Below are 17,954 nucleotides of genomic sequence, written 5' to 3' on the forward strand. Positions count from 1 at the left end.
GATACGGTGCCCCCATCGCCCACCCCGAGGAACCCGATGACAGACCCTCACCTGGCACACACCACACCCTGGGGCCGGATGTACGCCCGGTCCACCAGCAGTCCACCGCAGGTCCCGTCGATCACCACGGTGATTGGCATGGCCCCCGACCTTCGAGACCCCGGGCCAGCCCCCGAAACCGGCGTCTCACCGGACTGTGGACGCCTCACCCGCTGGCAGATGACCCACGTCCAAGACGCGACCGCAGCCTGGATCCGGCAGGACAGTGAAGCTCTGTTGACGCGATACCCCCACATCGGCCGCGCCGTGGAGGCCGCCAAAGCCAAGGGGCGTAACCGCGAAGCGCAGGCCCGCGCCGCACGAGCCGCGATCTCCGCCACTCCCGACCTCGTCGCACGAGCCGCCGCAGAACGCGGGGACCGTGTGCATGAGTTCGCCGAGGCCATCGGCAAGTGGCAGCTTGGTGCTGTTTCCGCCGGCGCCGTCGACGACAAGCGCGACGTCCTGGACGCCCACGGCGAGGGAGCCTTCGCCGACGTCCTCATGGACTTCTGGCAGCGATGGGACATCCAGGCCGTTGCCAACGAGGTCACCGTCTGGAACCACGGATTGCAGGTCGCTGGAACACTCGACATCGTCTTCCGCGCCGCAGGACGGCTGTACGTGGGCGATTTCAAGACCAAGGACGATCGGCACGGCCTCACCAAGCCGCTCTCGCCCAGCGTGGGCATGCAGCTGCTCAACGCCCTGCACGCCGACGAACATGTGACAGACACCGAGAGGGGAGTGTGGGAGAGCTGGCCCTACGCCCGGCCCGACCATCTGCTCGCGATCGCGGTCTCACCCAGCGCGGTGGTGCCCCAGCTGATCAACCCGGACACCTACGACAGGCAGTGGGCCACGTTCACGCATCTGCGAGGCCTGTGGCAGAGCTACCGCGACGGGGACTCGGGCAGTGTGCTGCGTCCCGCGCAGCCTCCTCCCAGCGCTGCTCGCTGGCCGGACGGCGAACTCGTCGGCCTTCCCGACGGTGTCGGCGCCGGCAGCCGGTGACGGACCGGTTCCGGTGGTCTACACTCGTCGGCACGGCTCGATGAGCCATCCCGCAGGGTTCCCAGGGGTGGGTTCTCTTTGTGGGGATGAAGCGCCCTGCACCAATCTGGTGCGGGGCGTTTCTGCGCTGTACGCAGCGAAGGCAAGCGCGGAGACTCCGCGGCACGGGCGCCCCTTACCCTCACCAGTGAGGCCGTTCCCGACAAAGGACCCCTGCTGTGACCACCACCGCCGCACCCCAACGCCGAACTCTCGCCGACGCCGTCGATCGAGGGTGCCTCTACGCCCACGAACACCAACTGCACTTCGTCTCGCTGATCGGCTCCACCCCGCGGTGGCGGCTCCATCCCGAGATGGGCACCTCGCACTTCGAGGGCCGCCGGACGCTGGACTGTGACACCCAGATCATCGGCGTCGACAAGGACGGCACCTGGGAGTGGGGCTGGGCATCCCCCAACGTGACCCCGCCCCGACGGATCCAGGCGGACCTGGCCCGCCAGTTCGGTCAGGCCCGCGACATGCCGGTGTTCACCACTGCACGGCTGGCGCTCGAACCTGGAGACGCCCGCCGCCTCGTCGTCGGAGCCGCGTCCATTCACCGCTGGTGGACGTCGTTCGCCTTCGGCGTAGACGGCATGGTCATGCACGCGGCCCTGCGGCACCCAGCGCTCGAGTTGCCCGCGCCCACCCCGACCACGGTCCGCCAGACGCTGGACCCCTCGACATGGACGGTGCAGCCCACGGACGCCCGGCGGGCAGTGCGCGCTTACGCGGCCCTGCGGCACCTGACCCGGCAGGAGCGCCGCGACCGCACCGCCATGAGGCTGACCTGGCGAGAGGGCTGGACAGTGACCGCCCACTTCACCGACGATGGGCAGCTGACGCACACCACCGCTAGTTGAACCGCGCGGGGACTGGACGGCGCCGGATAGTCGCGCACCTCTGGCCGCGCCGCCTACGAGCAGGCATGATGAGCAGTGCTCACGGCCCAGGGATTGCACGGTAGGTGTCTCCATGATCATCCGGCTCGATTCGGCGGACGACAGCGCTCACGAGGCCGGCGCCAACGACCTCTCCATCTCACCTGGCACCAGCGACAGCTACGTCTCCACTGGCCATATCCGCACCGCGCTGCGCTACGACGATGGCGTGGTCGTGGTCTTCCGCGATGGGATCGTCACTGCGGGGCCATGGGCTGATGTGTGTCGCGCCTACGCACAGCCGATGCAGCGGGTCTTCGGCCGCCAGGAGCTGGATCTACTGGTCGGAACCGGGGGCGTGACCGCGGCAGCACAGGTGGCGAACATGCAGTTCGTCGACCTGGTCGTGGTCTAGCCCCACCACACTTCCCGGACGTGAGCTCCGGTGTCGTTCGCTCCCAGCAGGGTGGATCCTCCGCCGGAGTCGAAGAGCTCCCTGATCTCCGCTGCCGCTTGCTCGCTCGCCGCGATCGCCGGGGTCTCGCGGAACGGCACCGCCACATGCGGGCCGTACCGCCGCGCCTTCCCCAGTTCAGGCGGGGGAACTCCAGCGTGCCGCGCCCACAGGTAGACGGCCGTCATCACCCGTCGTGCAGCCGACGTCCCGCCGTCTCCGCTGACGGTGACTATCAGCATCTTCTGCTCCGCCGAGTCCGCTGGCTGCGGTGAGGGGAGCATCCATCGGGGCAGCGCGGTCACGACTGCTCCTGCTGCACCAGGGGTCCGACGTCGTGCCCGAACACCTCGATGAGGACGTCACGAACCTGCGGCAGGTGCTGCGGCTCAGGGCAGGCCGCCAGCAGCATCGACGCGGCCACATGGTCGCCGAGCCCCATGTCGAGTGCCTTCTGCGCCTTGAGTAGATGATCGGTCTGTGGCGCCCACACCGTGGGGCGGCCGGCGTCTCGGGCCGACGATGCCCGCGCGGCGAGCAGCCTGCCAGCCTGCACCAGACGCGGGTCGACCCCAAGCGAGGAGACAAGACCGTAGTCGGTCGTTACCTCGATCTCGAGTGGGAGCCGTCGCATAATCGCCTCGTCGACGGGGCGGACCGCGACACCGGTGCGGTTATAGGTCGCCACGATGTGGAAGCCCTCGGCGGCGTGTAGAACCGGCTCGTCGGGCAGCGCGTCGATGACGAGCATGCGACGGTCGTCGGCGGGCCCCATGAGCACGTTGACTGTGTCGGAGGGTGCACGTGTCAGGTCGTCGATCAGCAGCACCTTGCCCTGACGCATCGCCTCTGCCAGCGGGCCGTAGGCGAACCGGTACCCCGGCCCGTCATCCCGCGGGACCCACTTGCCGACCAGGTCGTCGACCGACAACGCTCCGTGGCCCTCAACCACGATGAGGTCGTCTCCGAACGCGGCCTGGGCCAGCATCGTCTTGCCGTTGCCCGACGTGCCAACGATCCGTGTGAACAGGGCGCCGCGCGCCTGCCGCAGCAGCTGGACGTCAGTGCTACCAGCGATGGGGCGAGGCTGGTAGATCCGGCCGTCGGCAAGCACCACCGGATCGGCGACCTCCGCCGGCGCAGAAGGCTGGGCGGGGTTTGATGCCGACTGCGGGGCAGGACGTGAAGCGGTGTGCGCCAGCGCCGCGTCTGCGTTGGCCTCCACGTCGGCGTACAGCGCCCCCTTCGCCGGTGGCGACTCGATCAGAGCCAGCAGCTGGTCATAGGTCGGGCTACCGCCCTCGACGGCCACCTGCGTAACCCCCGAGTACGCCTGCGTTGGCGTCGCGGCGGTGAACGCCTGACGGGCCTCATTCATCAGCACCGAATGGTCAGCCGACAGCAGCACTCCGGACCGACTGCGGTGCGCGGCCACCAGCTGAGTGCCGGCCTCGGGGTCTCGCCACAGCAGCATCCCGATCGGATCATCCGATCCAGGGCGGAGCGTCCCCCTCCGCAGCCACCAGGCAACGGGAAGGGTGTCGTGAGAGGCGGCCAGGGTGGTGGTCATCGGGTGGGATCCTTCGTCGTGTCGCAGGGGTGGGTTAGCGTGTGGCGCCCAGTATGCGCGGCCCTGCTGGCGCTGTGGCACCACAGTCGGCACACCCCACAGGCACTATCACTGGCAACACCCGATTGCCTCCGACCCGAAGGAACCCAGCTGTGACCGCGCGACTTCCCGCCACCCACTACCCGACCAGGACGGCCACCGTTGCAGAGCTCGATGCGGTGACCCTCGTCGCGAACCGCCTAGACCGGGCCAGCGACCGGGGACTGGACGAGACCACCGTCTCCCAGGCCGTGCCGCCGGGCCGACTTGACCTCGAACAGGCGATGCAGGCAGACGCGCAGGCGCAGCTCGGCCTTCCCCGAACCGCGACACCATGGCAACGAAAGCGGCGCCGAACTCTGCGCGCCCCCGCGCTGCGCCTGGGCATCGCGATCGACCACTCTCCGTCGATGCACGACATGCTCGACGCCGCGATGGGCGCCGCCTGGGTCGTCGAGGCCGCCGCGGCCCGTGCCCGGCAGGCGCGCAGCACTGTCGCGCTCGCCACCTTCGACACCTCTGCCCACCTGATCGAATCCGGATCGACCACGCATGTTCCGACGCTCGAGACCGCCGAGCCCGGCGCTGTGAACCACTCCGGCGCTCTACCGGAAGTGCTGGACCTCCTCCGGGCTCGACTGGAACTGGACCACTACCCGGACGACTCGAGGCTCCTGGTCATCATCTCCGACAGCGTGCTGCAGTCCCCTCAGCGCGCGGCGCACGCGATCCAGGAGCTGCATGCTGCCGGCGTGCGGCTGCTGTGGATCTCGATCGACGAGGAGGCTCCTGGCTACCTTCCCGACGGAGTCGCAACCCTGACCGCTGACGCACAGTCACTGCTCGAGGCTCTTCCGGGCGCCGTCACCGACGCCTTGGCCACCGCGTACGGGCCGGGGGGATACCAGTGAGCCGCTGGCAGGCACAGATGGCGCGCGGTGACGAGACTGCCCGCTGGAGCTCGCCCCGCGCTGCACGGCAGGCGACGGCATGGGCCCACGCCTTCGCCGACTGGCTCACGACCGATCAGGCAGCGCTGATGCGGTACCTGCCCGAACAGCAGCAGGCGTTGCAGTGGTGGAAGGCCACCGGCGGAGGGGCCCGCGCAGACATCGCCGAGATCATGCCGAAGTGGCTCGCAGCCCGACACGGACTCGCTCTCACGTCATTGCCGGCGCCGCCGCAGGATGGGCTGTCGGCGACTGCTCGGCACGTGGCTCGCCTCTGTAAGACCCGCTCTGATCAGATCCGCTACGGGGCCACCTACACTCTCAGCCCGCCCTGCCAGGCGGCGCTAGCGGCCTTGGTGGACACGACCCGCTACCGCGAACCCGACTCGGCCGCACTTTCAGCCCTACCGGCAGACGGCATGCTCGTTCTGCCGTACCCCCTGCTACGCACCGGCACTGTCACCGGACCGACCCTGGCCGATGAGACCGCGACGCCGGCGCCGTTGAGGGCGGTCGCCTGGTTCCGTGAACACCTGCCCGACGTCGGCGACGTCGTCAGGGTTCTCGATCTGTCGGACATGACCGGCCGGTGGGGCCGCACCGGGGACGCCTCGTTCGACGCCCAGGTCCGTGAACATCTGTCGCTGGGCCACCAGCAGTTGCCTCCGCTGATGTTCAACGGGGAAAGTCTGCACCGAGTTGGCAGTGGGCACAGCCAGACCGCCGCGCGGAAGGCGGTGATGGACGCAGGCCTCGAGCGACGCCAGCAGGAACGCCCGGCCTGGGAGCCGGGCACAGTCCTGGACGACCACACCGACCTTCTGGCCTCCCGGTTCCTGACAGCACTTGCTGATGCGCTGGCGGCGCCGCTAGTAGCTCGCCATGACCAGCAGGTCCCCACGCCCGGGTCGTCGCTCCACTCGAATCGTCCCTCGAAGACGACCGTGACGGTATTCACGGAACCCGGCGAACCGGCACATTGATCGGTAAGCCGTGTCAGCCTGGAGAGGCAGTATCACGATGGGTGTTGTGGGGAGGTTCGACCGAGGGGCGGGCCTCCCCACACGCATCACCTAGACGACGCCGGCGGCGCCTCTGCACAGGAGGCGCCGCCGGCGTCGTCTTGACGTGATCAGCGGATCTGAACCGGCTTGACCACCGGAGGCGCGACCGGGGCTAGACGCACATCCGGCGCGGGGGCAGGGGCCGGGGCGGGAGCCGGCGCGGGGGCCGGTGCGGGGGCTGGCGCCGGGGCAGGGGCAGGGGCGGGAGCCGGTGCGCGGTAGACCGGAGCCGGCGGCTGATACACCGGGGCCGGCGGCTGATACACGGGGGCCTGCGCGGCAGCCGGGGCGGGGGCCTGCGCGGCAGCCGGGGCGGAGGCCGGCGCGGGAGCCGCGGCGTTCCGCTGCGCGGCCTCACGGTCGCGACGCTCCTTTTCGGCCTTCTCCCGCTCTTCCTTCTCCCGCTTCTCCTTGGCTGCCTCCACCTTGCGCTTCTCGGCCTCAGCCTCACGCTTGGAGACCAGGGTGGCCATCGCATCCGAATCGAAGCCAGACTGCGGCCCCACAGGAGCGGAGGGACGCACAACCGGCGCGACATCAGCCTCACCGGCTGAGGCCGACGCTTGATCCTCAACGGACATCGGCTCATTGCCGCCACTCATGGACACCACGGTCCAGCCCCCGGCGCCGACGATGGCCACGAGAGCGGCACCCGACATCAGACGAACCAGAGGAGACGTAGACCGAGGGCGGTCCACCTTCACCGAGGATGACTTGGCCGCGGCCTTAGGTCGCTTCCCAGGACTGGCCGCGGCCGCGTACTCCGCGGCACGGTCTTCCGCTTCGGCGCGTTGGGCGCGCTCGGCCTGGGCGGCACGAATCGCTTCCGCACGCGACATTGTCTGCGTCATCCGATCCTCCATCCCGTAGGCCGTCTCCGATGCCTTACAGTCTAGGCCCCGCCCGCGTCGAACCCAACGGTCAACGCGTGGCCGTGTCCAACCGCGTGCAGCAGAACCGCACACCGGCATGTGCAGCCGATACCGTCGCCAGTGCACCGCCCCTTGTCGGAAAGACTTCCATGCACCTGCCACACCCTCTTGAGATCAACTCCTACCGCGGACAGTGGGGGTACAGCCCGCGTTCCGGACTCTGGGCCGAAATCGTCGTGCCGGATTCAGTGCTGACGGTCGGAGACAGCGACCCCCACCTGGCTACGTTGGGGGCACTGGCGGCAGCGATCGACTCCCACGACAACGCTGACACCCTCGACGCCGATCTCGAGCACATCCTCTCGACGCTCGCCGAGACGTGGGTGCCCGAAGCGGGGGCGCCAACCTGGACGACTTCGGCCATCGCGCGACGGGACGCAGCTAGGCACCTCGTTAACCACCACGGCATGACGATCACAGCAGCCTCCCAGTACTGCCGCACCTGGCCCGAAGACGTACTACCGGGGCCCGAGCGCGACAGACTCAACGATCCCGCCGGCAGGTGGTGGATCACCGAGACCGGCAACCTAGCCCGCACCTACGGCTACTCAGAACTGTCGGACCTCGACGTGGTCGCCTACCGCTCCAATGCCGCCACCTACAGCCTTATGCTGCTCCCCGCTTGCGCCGTCCCCTACGTCGGCAAGGAGACACAGATGCGCGAGATGACCCTGTGGACTCCCGTCGACGCAGCTACCGCCGCGACGGTCCTCACCCGCTGGGGCAAGGACCACACCCAGGTAGCCACCATCGACAGCAACATCACCCACATCTTCTAAACCCACTCCAGCCAGCAGTTACGCAGTGCTGCATCGGCAAGAGTGGCTGAGACCATGAGTCCCGCCCAGCCCCTATGACGGGGCCTCACCGACCCGTGGAACCAGAAGAAGCCCACCAATGACCTCACCTCGCCCCGTATGCCTTCACGACCATTGCGAACGACGCCCGGAGAAACGGGGACGCTGCGCGACCCACTACGCAGCACACCGAAAGCGCATGGTCCTCTACGGCCGCTGGGAATCCAGCTACGTGGACGGGCACAAAGCCCAGCAGCACCTGCGCCAGCTCGTCGCCGCAGGGATGCCTCTGCGCCACATCGCGGCCCGCCTCGGCACCTCCGACTGCGTCGTCCAACGGATCCACGCACACCCCGGAGGCGACGGTTTCGTCATCTCCCGCCGCCACGCCACGAACCTGCTCGCCCTCTCTATCGACAGCGTTCATCTCGGCTATCGCGACGCCCCGGACGACGCCGTGGTCAACGGTGTAGGCAGCCGCCGACGACTCCAGGCTCTGGTGGCGGCCGGATGGCCCCAGACCGACCTCGCGCAGCGGTGCAACTGGGCCTACAACCACCTCAACTGGTTCCTCAACCAGGAGCACGCCGGTCTGACCGCAGCGGCAGCCCGCCGCATCGCCGCCGTGTTCAACGATCTGCAGCTCCAACAGGGTCCATCCAGGCGGGCGCAGCGACTGGCCGAACGGCGTGGTTGGCAGCCTGCCCTGGCGTGGGAAGAGGACAGCATCGACGATCCGGACGCTGTACCCCACACGAGCTCCCCCGAGAGGCAGGACGACGATCTCGTCGACGAGATCGTCATCGAACGGTGCCTGGCGGCGTGGCGCAACAACACCCCTCCTCCCGCAGTGGCCCCCACCGACCGGGCGGCCGTGGCCGAGGCGCTGCTGAGCGCGGGAGCGACACGGAAGTACATCTGCGAGGTGATCGGCTGGTCTCGCCAGACCCTGGTGAAGCGTCTCGCCGCGTAAGCCCTACTTGGGCCACCACCAGACCAGACGGTGACCACTAGCGCGAGCGGGCGGTGTCACACCCTGGGGTTACCCTGTGCCCCATCGGAGAAGACCGCAGGCAACAACCCCAGATGAGTAGCCCACTATGAATGTTGAGCACGCCACGCCCATCATCACCCAACGGACCGTGCGCCGTCCCAAACCCGGACAGCCGGGCATCCTGACCCGCGCGCCGTTCGTGGCGGTCGACGTCGAGACCACGGGCACTGCCGACGTCGCTCGCGTCATCGAGATCGCCGCAGTCCGTTTCGCCGCGGACGGGACAGCCATGGACCGCTTTTCCTCCCTGGCCAATCCGGGTCGGCACGTCCCTCTCAACCCGGCCGCACAGCGCGTCCACGGGATCACGCCAGAACAGGTGTGGTCCGCGCCGCCGCTGGCGACGGTGCTCGCCGAGTTCCGTACCTTCGTCGGTAGTAGTGGTCTGGTGGCGCACAACCTGGCCTTCGAGAACCGGTTCCTCACCGCCGAGTACCAGCGCCTCGGCGAAACCGCCCCGACCTGGCAGGGGGTCTGCACCCTGGCCACCGCCCGCAAGCAGTTCCGGATGCCCTCCAACAAGCTCGTCCACCTGATTGACGAGTTCGATCTCCCCGCGGTCAACTCGCACCGCGCCTTGGACGACGCGCACGCCTGTGGGCTCCTGCTCGCCGCGATGATGCAGCGGCGCAACCTCACCGACCTCGAACCCCTGGACACTCTTCCGCCGGCGGCCGCGTCGGTGCCGCGAGAGCAGATCACGGTCGCCGGCCCGCCGGCACTCGACCCGCCGCCGCCAACCAATGAGCAGACCAAGGCCGCGTTCGGCGGGCACATGCCCACCGATGAGCAGGCTCACATCGTGGACGTGTTCCAGCAGGGGCAGCAGCTGACGGTGTCGGCCTGCGCCGGATCCGGAAAGACATCCACGGTTCTCGGTTTAGCCCGCCTCGAGGCCTCTCGGCGGCCGCGGAGACGCGGCCTGTACCTGGCGTTCAACGCCTCCGTCGCCCGCGAAGCCAAGTCCCGGTTCCCGCAGTCGGTGGAGGCGTCCACCGCGCACGCGCTGGCGTTCCGCCATCTCAAGACCGGCCCCCACGCCGCCCTTCTGGGCAAGCTCAACGCGCCGCGCCCGCGTTGGCGCGACACCATCGACGCACTCGGCGCCACCAAGCTGTGGCTGCCGACAGGGGGAGCTGGTCCGCGCGTGCTGTCGGAGTACGTGATGACCAGGCTCGCGCTACGCACCCTGGAGCAGTTCTGCCGCACCACTGACGAGGGCATCGGCCCGCATCACGTGCCCGACCAGGTGGGCGTCGACGGCCTGGCCCGCGATCAGATGATCGAGCAGGTACTGCCGCTCGCGCGGCGGGCGTGGCGCTTGGTGCTCGACCCACAACGCTTCGAGGTGCAGTTCCAGCACGACCACTACCTAAAGATGTGGGCCGACACCGCCCCAAGGGTCGGCCGCGACGGCGACTACCTCATCGTGGACGAGGCCCAAGACCTCAACCCGATCCTGCGGGAGATCGTCCTGGCACAGTCCCATCTGCAGCGGGTGATGGTCGGAGACAGCGCCCAAGCCATCTACGGCTTCACCGGGGCCCGGGACGCACTGCACGATGTGCCGGACGCCGTCGAGCGGTCCCTGACCCAGTCGTGGCGGTTCGGTGACACCATCGCCGCCGCCGCCAACACCTACCTGCAGCAGCTGGGCGAGACGATGCGGGTGCGCGGCAACCCCGCGAAGCAGTCCCGGCTGATCACGACAGACCAGCCGGTCGATGCGGTGCTATGCCGCACCAACGCTGATGCGATCGCCGAGGTGATCGCCGCGCAGAAGGCAGGGAAGGCGACCGCGCTCGAGGGAGACCGCGCCGCGGCGCTCCGGTTCTGCGACTCCGCCGAGCAGCTACAGGCCGGCATCTCCCCGAAGGACCCGTCCCTGGCCGCGTTCAGCACCTGGTCGGACCTGACCGAGTACGTCGAGAACAGCCCCGGCGTCTCCGAGCTCAAGACCCTCGTGGAGCTCGTCGACGACCACGGCCTGGACGTGGTGCGGGACGCGATGGAGAACCTGGTTCCCCGGTCACGGGCTGCCCTGATCGCTTCCACCGCACACAAGGCCAAGGGGCTCGAATTTCCCCGGGTGCGGATCAACGGCAACTGGCAGATCGAGACCCCCATGCCGGGCGTCGACGAGGACGAGCACAACGCCGAGCTGATGCTCGCCTACGTGGGCCTGACCCGCGCGATGGACGCCCTCGACCCCGGGCAGCTCCTCACCGAGCAGGATGTGGCCCGGATCCAGCCCGACACCCCCGGCGCGCCGACCACAGACGGCGGACTGTTCGACCTTCCCCTCACGGGGTGACGCAGCGAGACGCGTGTTTTCGGCACCTGCCTCTGGCGGCCGGGTGCGTTGCAGGCAGCCACGGAGCCTCCGATACGGCTCTGGCGGATCAGGCGAGGTCCGCCATCTCCAGCGCATCGCCGAGCTGTACCACCGTGTCGGCGCAACGGACAGCCAGATCTCTGACTGTTCCCAAAAACGCGGGTTCGAGAGGTGTCGCGTGTAGGTCGCGCACCACATCCAGGTCGCAGAACCTCTGGAGTTCTTCGATGATCTTCTCGACGAGGCTGTCCTGGACTTCGATGTCTCCCGCGGTATCTCGGATAAGCCCGGCGATGATGCTGGAGACCGAGGTCAGTTGGCTGATGCGGGTCTGCACCGCCAGCATCTCGACGAGCTCGGGGTAGTCCTCGATCGCCATGGGATCGGTCGCGCTGAAGGTAGGCGGCGCACCGTGGGCCTCCACACACGCGGAGATGAGGGCGTTGGTGGACGCGGAAACCAGGGACATCACGGCCAGTGCCTTGGTGAACACCGCCAGCGGCAGCACGATGGTGACGGGCTCGTCGTCCTCCTCGTCTAAGTCGTCCGTGTCGTCGTCTAAGTCGTCCGTGTCGGCGAAACAGAGCAGGTTCCAGTAGTGGATGCCCAGCCATTTGTCGACGAGTCTGGCCACTGAGCTGCGGGCATCGTCCGTTGTGAGGCTGTCCGGCCCCTTGGGGGCGGCTTCGTGCACGTACAGGATCAGGTGGCACCACTCGTGGGCGTCGAGGTCCTTGGTCGCGGGGCCGCCACGGTTGTTGTCCTGGTCACGCCTGTGTTCCTGGATCCACCGCAACCATGCGGCGACTTTCTCGTGCAGCAGTTCCACGCCGTGCTCGGCGAGGCTTCGTCGGACGGCATCAACGACAAGGGATGGGGTGGGTTCGTCCATGCAGCCAGTATGCGGCTGCGGAGACAGATGCGGTCGGGAACTGGGCGATGGGCGGCCTGCTGCACCGGCGGCGGCCGCTGAGACGGTGAGGGTCCGACCCCGACGAGAGGACCCTGCCATGTACTCCGTGGACATCCCCCTGGCCGCAGCAGTGCTCAGCGAGCGCGCCGAGAAGGCGCCGCCCGCCGCTCCCCAGAACCTGCACGAGTTCTTCGACGTGATCACCGAGGTGGACGACGCCTCCGCGTGGCTGCTCGGCGACATTCCCGTGCACGTCGAACCGTTCTACCAGCGCGGCCCCGACGGGGAGGTGCTCAGCGACTGCCTGTTCGTCACGGTGCGCTACGGCGCGCTGGCGTCGTCGCTGATGGTCGAGGTCGACACCGAGGCGATGAGGCGCGCAGCCTCCTGGCTGAGGTCGCTGACCGTGCTGGCCGACCAGATCACCGAGGCCGCGCAGACGGTCTCGGCGCACCTGCTGCCGAAAGCGGCGACGGGATAGTCGTCGGGGGCGTCGCCGCTGCCAACACCTACAGAGGACCGAAGGCTAGGTGTCGGGGGCGTCGTCGCCACCGAAGTAGGCCTCGATGGCGTCTTCGAGGGCATCTTCGGTGGCGGCAGTGAAGGTGTGCTTGTCACCGGTATCGGGGTCAGTGACGGTGGCTTCGTAGCGGCGGGTGGGGGTGGTGCCCATCTTGGTCTCCTTGTCGATGGTCACTGAAACTTGCCGAGCCGGTCGAGGATGCGGCTGGTGGCTCCGACGACGGCTTCGGCGGACCTGCGGACCTTCTCCTTGTCACCCTTCGCCCAGCCGTCGATGTAGGAGAACGAGCGGCTGGAGTGGTCGCGCATGCCGTAGTGGCGGCCGATGACGTAGGCGGTCGATTCTGCTTCGACCTCCATGTCTCCGCGTTTGCCGCCCTTGCCGAGGTGGTACTGGTTGACCTTCTCGCCGTGCCCGAGTTCGACGTGGGCCAGCTCGTGGGCGAGGGTGACGGCCTGCTCGCGGTCGTTGGCGCGGGAGTCGATGACGACCTGCTTGGCGCGGAAGTCGACCCAGCCGCCCTTGTCTCCGGTGTTCTCGTAGCTGACGGTGTAGCCCTTGGCCTTCAAGTCGGACTCGAGGCCTTCCTTCATGCCGGGTGGTGCCTGTCCGGGGGACAGTGCGGTGGTGGTGTAGGTGGGCTGTTCGGGGAGGGGGTCGCCTTCGGTCTGGGAGACATCGAACACCGGCACGGGCTTGAACCCGGTGGTGCGGGTGACGGTCTTCTCTTGGCCAGTGTCGGGGTCGGTTTCCTTGATCCGCCGGGTGCAGGGCGCGTTGATCCAGATCGCCTTCTCTCCCTTGCGGATGTTGCGGCCAAGGCTGTTCCAGCGGGACTTGGCGCCGCCGACCATCGTTGCGTTGGGGTACTGGGCCTGGATCAGCAGGACGTTGGTCAGGCTGTAGGAGGTGAACTGGGACCGGAAGTCCATGAACTTCTGCCAGCCGTCGGCGGTGCCGAGCTCGGCGATCGCGTCGTCGATCTCGGCGCGGATCGCTTCTGCGCGTTCCTTTCGGTCCATGTCCGCGAAGGAGACCGGCCGCTCCTCTGGCTTCATGGGGGTGGTGGTGTCGATCGGGGTCTCCGCGCCGGGGGCAGGGGCGGCGTCCTCGTCCTGGGATTTCCCGACCATCAGCAGGGGCCGGCCGTCCTCGTCTGTCCACTCGGGGTGCAGGCCGACGGACTCACCCTGCTCTTGCATGTGGCGGATGAAGTCCTCGTTCTCCGGGTACAAGGCGACCAGCTGCTCGACCGTGGGGCTGTCGGGGATCTGCGCCTGCAGTTGGGTGACGGTGTCGTCGTAGTCCTTCTCCAGGACAGCGACCTGCTGGGCGGCGCTGTCCTGGGCGGCGCGGGCGTGGCTGGGGCACTGCTTCGGCCCGTTGGGTTCCTTGCTGGACAGGCACACGGTCGGGGTCCTTTCCTCGAAGGGGGGCTAGGGGGTCAGGGCGGGCATGAAGTGGCCGGCGGTCTCACCGAGAAGCGCGAGCATCCGTTCGTGGTTGCCGGCGGCTCGCATGAGGTGGCGCAGCACGGTGGCGAGGGTGAGTTCGTCTCGGAGCTTGGCGTCGATGTGGCTGCCGTAGTCGAAGGTGCGGCGGGTACGGGTGCCGTCGTCGGCGACGCGGAGCAGTGTCAGTCGGCTGCTGGTGTCGGGGTCGGGGGACAGGCGGAACGTGCCCATGAGGCGATGCCGCAGGATCGGGGCGGTCAGCTGCGGGTCGTCTCCGCAGGGGAGGGCGTGCAGGGGGCCGTCGTGTGGCTGGGCGCCCCAACGTCGTGCTCTGGTGGCGTACTCGGTGGCTGCGGCGCGTTCGCCGTTCAGGTACTGCTCTTGGAGTGCTCTCTGTTCGGCGGGGGGCTGGCCTGTGCTGGTCTCCCACCGGCGTAGTGCTTCGGCGAGACCATCGGTGGTGGCGTTGTAGGCGCCGGACCGGTCGTCGAGCACTTGTCGTGCGCTGTCGAGGCGCGCTTCGAGGTCGGTTCGCTGTCGACACAGGGCGGTGAACGCGTCGGTCATCGTCTCTCCCAGCGGTGGGGTGGTTCTCCGATGCCTGTCATCGTCGCACGCGAGCATGCCGGCCCCGGGAGTGTTCTGACTGCTGCAACCGGCCAGAGCGCGGGGAGCATGGGTAGCCAGTGGATCGACGAGCGAACTAGGAGGAGCGATGAGTATCGTCACCGCCCGCGCGGCCACGGCCGACGAGTTGGCCTCGCGGCGTGCCCAGGCCGCGGCTGCCACTGCCCGGCCGGGTGGGGATCGGCGGGGCCGTAAGGGCAGCAGGTCCCAGCAGCGGCGCCGCGCGATCGCCCGCGAGCTGCGCTAGGGGAGACGTACGCCGAACGGCCCCGAACCGGAGTGGTTCGGGGCCGGGCCAGGGGCGGGGTCGTCAGGTCAGGCGGCGACGCTGAGCGTGCGGGTCTGCCACTCGAGCAGCCGGTCCTTGTCGTAGGCGCCGAGGTGGTCGAGCACGGTCGCGGTGGCGGGGTCGTCGCCGTCGAGGAGCAGGAACGCGGGCGCCTGGCGAAGACCGAGGTCGTTGACGACGAGGTCGTACATTCCGGTATCGACGGCGATGTCGATGGCTTCGTAGTCCACCCCGAGCTTGTCCAGTCGCTTCATCACTTGCGGGCACAGGGTGCAGTGGGTGGTGGTCGCCATGATGATTCGCATCGCGGGGTCCTTTCTCCGGGTCGTGTGGCTCTCCGATGACGACGACAGTAGCGCACCGTTTTGCCTGCGTATAGGGCATTTTTGGCGGATGGGGGATGCAGTATCCCTTCGTCGATACCCTTCCGGAAAGGGGTGCTAGTCGGGGTCGTCTCCGCTGGTCGCGGCCCGGATGATGTCTTGGCGGTGCCGGTAGCCGCGGTGCCACATCGCGGCCAAAAATATTTCCTGCTCACCGGTCCCGCGGTAGGGGCAGACCACCGGCGGGAGGTTGTCGTTGACCGCCTGGGCGCCCTGCTGTTGGGCGTCCAGGATCTCTTGCAGCGAGGCCGGGTATTGGCGGTCCCGGAACGTCTGGACCTTCGCCGGCTTACGCGACGACATCGCGGTCCTCGAACCGGCGCTGCGACGTCGGCGCGTCCGCGGACTGCTTGTGCTCGGACAGCCACCGCGAGTACGAGACGCCGCCGCCTTCCTTGGCCAGGAAGGAGCGCAGTTCCTCGGAGGCGTAGGCGCGCAGCATCACCACGTTGCCGCGCAGGATCGCGGTGGGGTCGACCCGCCGGGCCGTGCCCTTGCGGTTCAGTAGGGTGCCGCGGCAGGCGTCCTCGGCCCGCACGTGCAGCTCCTCCAGGTACTGGCTGTACTCCTGGCGTAGTTCGCTCTCGAGTTCCTTGATGGTGCCGCGGGCCTTGATCTCCTCCAGGCTGGTGCGGTGCGCCGGGTTGGTGATCAGTGACTCCTCCAGCGCCGCGTACTTGCGCCAGGACAGGGTCTGCCAGCCCTCGGCGAGACGCTGGCGGTCCTCATCGGACAGGTCGGGGCCGTCGTCGGCGCTGTCCGCAGCAAAGGGGTCGGTGCCGGTCATTGCGGCCGGGTTCACGCCCTCGCGGCGCCACTGGTCCTCGATCCGGGCCCGCAACTCCGGGTGCTCGGCGGTGCGCACCCACGCGGTGTAGCGGTCGAAGTCGTCCATGCCGGCGATGGCTTCGACGCTCAGCCGGTCGTGAAGCTGTTGGTTTTCGTCGTCACGGCGCACCATCTCGGCGACGACCCGGTCCGCGGCGATGGGGTCGTCGTTGAGGCCGGCCAGGGCCTCGCCGAGCTCGTCGACGTCCATGGCGCGGAGCCGGTCGGTGGTGTACTCGTCAGCCCGCGTGGGCGGGATGGCCGCGCGGAGGGCATCGCGGACGCGGCCTTCGCGTTCGCCGAGGGAGTCGAGCGCGGCGACGAACCTGTCCAGAGCTTTGTCCGCGGCTTCCTGGTCGCCGCGGGCCAGCGCTTCCTGGTGGCGCTTGTCCCAGCGTGCGACGAGCTGTGCGGCTACGGCGATCGCCCTGCGGACCGGGTCGCGTTGGCTGGGGCACCTGCGGCCCCCGTCGTCCTCGCACCTGCACATGGCGCTGTACCTCCCAGCGTGATCGACGATTGCCGGGATCGTATCTGCGGGGCATGCCGGGGCCCGTCGGGCGAGAGGCAGCCTCCGAGCGTTGTCGCTGCGGGGTCGCCGGCCTCCCGCTAGGGTGCGCGGCATGGCACTGGACAGCAGCAATCTCGGGCGTGTGCAGCGCATCAGGGACATACGGGACGTGTGGCCGACGGAGTCCGGAGCGTTCACTCCGTGGCTGGCGGAGAACATCGACGTGCTCGACGACGTGCTCGGCATGTCCCTGTCAGTGGTGACTACAGAGGTGCAGGTCGGGGAGTTCAAGCTCGACATCCAGGCCGAGGATGAGGACGGCCGAACGGTCGTCATCGAGAACCAGCTCGAGCCCACCAACCACCTGCACCTGGGGCAGAGCGTCGTGTACGCGGCCGGGTTGAACGCCTCCGTGGTGGTGTGGATCTCCACCCGGTTCCGTGAGGACCACCGCAGTGCCATGGACTGGCTCAACGAGCGCACCGACAGCAGCATTGGATTCTTCGGGGTGGAGGTGTCGGTGGTGCAGATCGGGGACGCCTCCACGCGGGCACCGGTGTTCACCGTGGTTTCTCGCCCCAACAACTGGCAGAAGGCGGTCAAGTCCACCTCGGGCGATGCGGAGTCGACGAACCCGCTCAACGCGGTCCGACAGGAGTTCATCAACGAAGTGCTGACCGCTGTCAACGCGCAGAGGCGCGGGATCAACATCCCGGCCCGGCGGCTGCTCAACTGGTCGGATTTCGCGTTCGGCCCGTTCGGCAACTGGCGGCTGAACTTCGCGTTCGACGAGCTTCGGACCGAGGTGTACCTCGACCTCAAGAAGAAGGCGCCGACGAAGCGGGTGTTCGATGATCTCGCCGCTGAGCGTGAACGGTGGGAGGAGAGGATCGGGGCCGGGCCGCTGCAGTGGGAGCGTTTGGACACCAAGCGTGCCTGCCGCATCGCCGCCGTCCGCACCGTCAACCTCGACGACGAGGACGACCGCGCCGAGACCAAGGAGTGGTGCGAGCGCACGCTCATCGCCATGTACGACGTCCTCGATTCGCATCTGAGGACCGCGGCCCTGTCCGCTCGCACGTACCTCGAGGAGGAACTGCCGGACGCGCCGGGGGAGGAGGACTGGGTCGGTGACACCGACCCCTCGCCGCCCATCCTCTAGCGCGGCGCGCTGGAACCGCACACCGGCATGACCTGCTGGGACAATGACTCCACCGCGGTGACCAGCACCGCATCGGAGAACAGGAATGGAGAGAAC

21 protein-coding genes are annotated in these 17,954 nt (G+C 68.4%); 11 read left to right on the plus strand and 10 right to left on the minus strand.

The features are described from left to right. The first annotated feature begins 138 nt into the window (after positions 1-138). From ACH0BZ_RS08715 to ACH0BZ_RS08725, 3 genes are all read left to right on the plus strand, one after another. A complete protein-coding gene (locus tag ACH0BZ_RS08715; RefSeq protein ID WP_406897760.1) occupies positions 139-1,053 on the plus strand; it encodes a hypothetical protein in 915 nt (304 codons plus the stop codon). Positions 1,054-1,271: 218 nt separating this feature from the next. After that, a complete protein-coding gene (locus ACH0BZ_RS08720) occupies positions 1,272-1,955 on the plus strand; it encodes a DUF6882 domain-containing protein (protein ID WP_406897761.1) in 684 nt (227 codons plus the stop codon). A gap of 112 nt (positions 1,956-2,067) precedes the next feature. Next, positions 2,068-2,388 (plus strand): hypothetical protein, encoded by a 321-nt coding sequence (locus ACH0BZ_RS08725; protein ID WP_406897762.1) that lies wholly within the window; start codon positions 2,068-2,070, stop codon positions 2,386-2,388. Here the strand turns inward: ACH0BZ_RS08725 and ACH0BZ_RS08730 are convergent. Together ACH0BZ_RS08730 and ACH0BZ_RS08735 are read right to left on the minus strand one after the other, a co-directional pair. Continuing rightward, complete coding sequence (locus ACH0BZ_RS08730; RefSeq protein ID WP_406897763.1) at positions 2,385-2,732, minus strand: hypothetical protein; 348 nt, start codon at positions 2,730-2,732, stop codon at positions 2,385-2,387. The two genes, ACH0BZ_RS08725 and ACH0BZ_RS08730, sit on opposite strands and share 4 nt — an antisense overlap. Beyond that, complete coding sequence (locus ACH0BZ_RS08735) at positions 2,729-3,997, minus strand: AAA family ATPase (protein WP_406897764.1); 1,269 nt, start codon at positions 3,995-3,997, stop codon at positions 2,729-2,731. The genes ACH0BZ_RS08730 and ACH0BZ_RS08735 overlap by 4 nt, the downstream gene beginning before the upstream one ends. Before the next feature lie 152 nt (positions 3,998-4,149). Here ACH0BZ_RS08735 and ACH0BZ_RS08740 point away from each other — a divergent pair, with 152 nt between their 5' ends. Beyond that, entirely contained in the window at positions 4,150-4,947 is a 798-nt protein-coding gene (locus ACH0BZ_RS08740; protein WP_406897765.1) for a hypothetical protein, read from the plus strand. After that, complete coding sequence (locus ACH0BZ_RS08745) at positions 4,944-5,969, plus strand: hypothetical protein (RefSeq protein WP_406897766.1); 1,026 nt, start codon at positions 4,944-4,946, stop codon at positions 5,967-5,969. The genes ACH0BZ_RS08740 and ACH0BZ_RS08745 overlap by 4 nt, the downstream gene beginning before the upstream one ends. Before the next feature lie 149 nt (positions 5,970-6,118). Here ACH0BZ_RS08745 and ACH0BZ_RS08750 read toward each other — a convergent pair whose 3' ends face one another. Beyond that, a complete protein-coding gene (locus tag ACH0BZ_RS08750) occupies positions 6,119-6,901 on the minus strand; it encodes a hypothetical protein (protein ID WP_406897768.1) in 783 nt (260 codons plus the stop codon). A gap of 257 nt (positions 6,902-7,158) precedes the next feature. Between ACH0BZ_RS08750 and ACH0BZ_RS08755 the strand changes: the two genes are divergently transcribed. The 3 genes from ACH0BZ_RS08755 to ACH0BZ_RS08765 all read left to right on the plus strand — a co-directional run bounded on the left by ACH0BZ_RS08755 (position 7,159) and on the right by ACH0BZ_RS08765 (position 11,147). Beyond that, a complete protein-coding gene (locus ACH0BZ_RS08755; RefSeq protein WP_406897769.1) occupies positions 7,159-7,761 on the plus strand; it encodes a hypothetical protein in 603 nt (200 codons plus the stop codon). A gap of 217 nt (positions 7,762-7,978) precedes the next feature. After that, entirely contained in the window at positions 7,979-8,752 is a 774-nt protein-coding gene (locus tag ACH0BZ_RS08760) for a hypothetical protein (protein WP_406897771.1), read from the plus strand. 127 nt (positions 8,753-8,879) lie between these two features. Continuing rightward, positions 8,880-11,147: an exonuclease domain-containing protein gene (locus tag ACH0BZ_RS08765; protein WP_406897773.1), complete on the plus strand. Its 2,268-nt coding sequence runs from the start codon at positions 8,880-8,882 to the stop codon at positions 11,145-11,147. An 88-nt stretch (positions 11,148-11,235) separates the two neighbouring features. Here ACH0BZ_RS08765 and ACH0BZ_RS08770 read toward each other — a convergent pair whose 3' ends face one another. After that, the gene (locus ACH0BZ_RS08770; protein ID WP_406897775.1) at positions 11,236-12,060 is read right to left on the minus strand and encodes a hypothetical protein; all 825 of its coding nucleotides are present in this window, start codon (positions 12,058-12,060) and stop codon (positions 11,236-11,238) included. 118 nt (positions 12,061-12,178) lie between these two features. Between ACH0BZ_RS08770 and ACH0BZ_RS08775 the strand changes: the two genes are divergently transcribed. Beyond that, a complete protein-coding gene (locus ACH0BZ_RS08775) occupies positions 12,179-12,562 on the plus strand; it encodes a hypothetical protein (RefSeq protein ID WP_406897777.1) in 384 nt (127 codons plus the stop codon). Positions 12,563-12,607: 45 nt separating this feature from the next. Here the strand turns inward: ACH0BZ_RS08775 and ACH0BZ_RS08780 are convergent, their stop codons facing one another. Genes ACH0BZ_RS08780 through ACH0BZ_RS08790 form a run of 3 tightly spaced genes read right to left on the minus strand, consistent with a single transcriptional unit; the run spans position 12,608 to position 14,625 of the window. Further along, positions 12,608-12,778 carry a hypothetical protein gene (locus ACH0BZ_RS08780; RefSeq protein ID WP_406897778.1) on the minus strand — a complete coding sequence of 57 codons (171 nt, stop codon included), beginning with the start codon at positions 12,776-12,778 and terminating at the stop codon, positions 12,608-12,610. After that, a complete protein-coding gene (locus ACH0BZ_RS08785; RefSeq protein ID WP_406897779.1) occupies positions 12,775-14,013 on the minus strand; it encodes an ArdC-like ssDNA-binding domain-containing protein in 1,239 nt (412 codons plus the stop codon). The genes ACH0BZ_RS08780 and ACH0BZ_RS08785 overlap by 4 nt, the downstream gene beginning before the upstream one ends. A gap of 27 nt (positions 14,014-14,040) precedes the next feature. Next, positions 14,041-14,625: a hypothetical protein gene (locus ACH0BZ_RS08790; RefSeq protein WP_406897780.1), complete on the minus strand. Its 585-nt coding sequence runs from the start codon at positions 14,623-14,625 to the stop codon at positions 14,041-14,043. Between the two features lie 148 nt (positions 14,626-14,773). On the opposite strand from ACH0BZ_RS08790, the gene ACH0BZ_RS08795 reads away from it, so the two are divergent. Next, complete coding sequence (locus tag ACH0BZ_RS08795; RefSeq protein WP_406897781.1) at positions 14,774-14,932, plus strand: hypothetical protein; 159 nt, start codon at positions 14,774-14,776, stop codon at positions 14,930-14,932. A gap of 68 nt (positions 14,933-15,000) precedes the next feature. On the opposite strand, the gene ACH0BZ_RS08800 is transcribed toward ACH0BZ_RS08795, so the two are convergent. The 3 genes from ACH0BZ_RS08800 to ACH0BZ_RS08810 all read right to left on the minus strand — a co-directional run bounded on the left by ACH0BZ_RS08800 (position 15,001) and on the right by ACH0BZ_RS08810 (position 16,675). Next, positions 15,001-15,279 carry a glutaredoxin family protein gene (locus ACH0BZ_RS08800; protein ID WP_406897783.1) on the minus strand — a complete coding sequence of 93 codons (279 nt, stop codon included), beginning with the start codon at positions 15,277-15,279 and terminating at the stop codon, positions 15,001-15,003. 135 nt (positions 15,280-15,414) lie between these two features. Then, positions 15,415-15,660, minus strand: a complete 246-nt coding sequence (locus tag ACH0BZ_RS08805; protein ID WP_406897784.1) for a hypothetical protein — start codon at positions 15,658-15,660, stop codon at positions 15,415-15,417. Next, positions 15,647-16,675: a hypothetical protein gene (locus ACH0BZ_RS08810; RefSeq protein ID WP_406897785.1), complete on the minus strand. Its 1,029-nt coding sequence runs from the start codon at positions 16,673-16,675 to the stop codon at positions 15,647-15,649. Before ACH0BZ_RS08810 ends, ACH0BZ_RS08805 begins: the two co-directional genes overlap by 14 nt. Positions 16,676-16,808: 133 nt before the next feature. Between ACH0BZ_RS08810 and ACH0BZ_RS08815 the strand changes: the two genes are divergently transcribed. After that, positions 16,809-17,858, plus strand: coding sequence for a DUF4268 domain-containing protein (locus ACH0BZ_RS08815; protein WP_406897787.1), 1,050 nt, complete (start codon positions 16,809-16,811; stop codon positions 17,856-17,858). The last annotated feature ends 96 nt before the right edge of the window (positions 17,859-17,954 follow it).

Origin of the sequence: Dietzia sp. 179-F 9C3 NHS, from assembly GCF_045369825.1 — a bacterium.
Classification (GTDB): Bacteria; Actinomycetota; Actinomycetes; order Mycobacteriales; family Mycobacteriaceae; genus Dietzia.

Coding starts and splice junctions, on each gene's coding strand:
- ACH0BZ_RS08715 (WP_406897760.1), top strand. CDS start 139: ATGGCCCCCGACCTTCGAGACCCCGGGCCAGCCCCCGAAACCGGCGTC.
- ACH0BZ_RS08725 (WP_406897762.1), top strand. CDS start 2,068: ATGATCATCCGGCTCGATTCGGCGGACGACAGCGCTCACGAGGCCGGC.
- ACH0BZ_RS08735 (WP_406897764.1), bottom strand. CDS start 3,997: ATGACCACCACCCTGGCCGCCTCTCACGACACCCTTCCCGTTGCCTGG.
- ACH0BZ_RS08750 (WP_406897768.1), bottom strand. CDS start 6,901: ATGACGCAGACAATGTCGCGTGCGGAAGCGATTCGTGCCGCCCAGGCC.
- ACH0BZ_RS08760 (WP_406897771.1), top strand. CDS start 7,979: ATGGTCCTCTACGGCCGCTGGGAATCCAGCTACGTGGACGGGCACAAA.
- ACH0BZ_RS08765 (WP_406897773.1), top strand. CDS start 8,880: ATGAATGTTGAGCACGCCACGCCCATCATCACCCAACGGACCGTGCGC.
- ACH0BZ_RS08770 (WP_406897775.1), bottom strand. CDS start 12,060: ATGGACGAACCCACCCCATCCCTTGTCGTTGATGCCGTCCGACGAAGC.
- ACH0BZ_RS08775 (WP_406897777.1), top strand. CDS start 12,179: ATGTACTCCGTGGACATCCCCCTGGCCGCAGCAGTGCTCAGCGAGCGC.
- ACH0BZ_RS08790 (WP_406897780.1), bottom strand. CDS start 14,625: ATGACCGACGCGTTCACCGCCCTGTGTCGACAGCGAACCGACCTCGAA.
- ACH0BZ_RS08795 (WP_406897781.1), top strand. CDS start 14,774: ATGAGTATCGTCACCGCCCGCGCGGCCACGGCCGACGAGTTGGCCTCG.
- ACH0BZ_RS08800 (WP_406897783.1), bottom strand. CDS start 15,279: ATGCGAATCATCATGGCGACCACCACCCACTGCACCCTGTGCCCGCAA.
- ACH0BZ_RS08805 (WP_406897784.1), bottom strand. CDS start 15,660: ATGTCGTCGCGTAAGCCGGCGAAGGTCCAGACGTTCCGGGACCGCCAA.
- ACH0BZ_RS08810 (WP_406897785.1), bottom strand. CDS start 16,675: ATGTGCAGGTGCGAGGACGACGGGGGCCGCAGGTGCCCCAGCCAACGC.
- ACH0BZ_RS08815 (WP_406897787.1), top strand. CDS start 16,809: ATGGCACTGGACAGCAGCAATCTCGGGCGTGTGCAGCGCATCAGGGAC.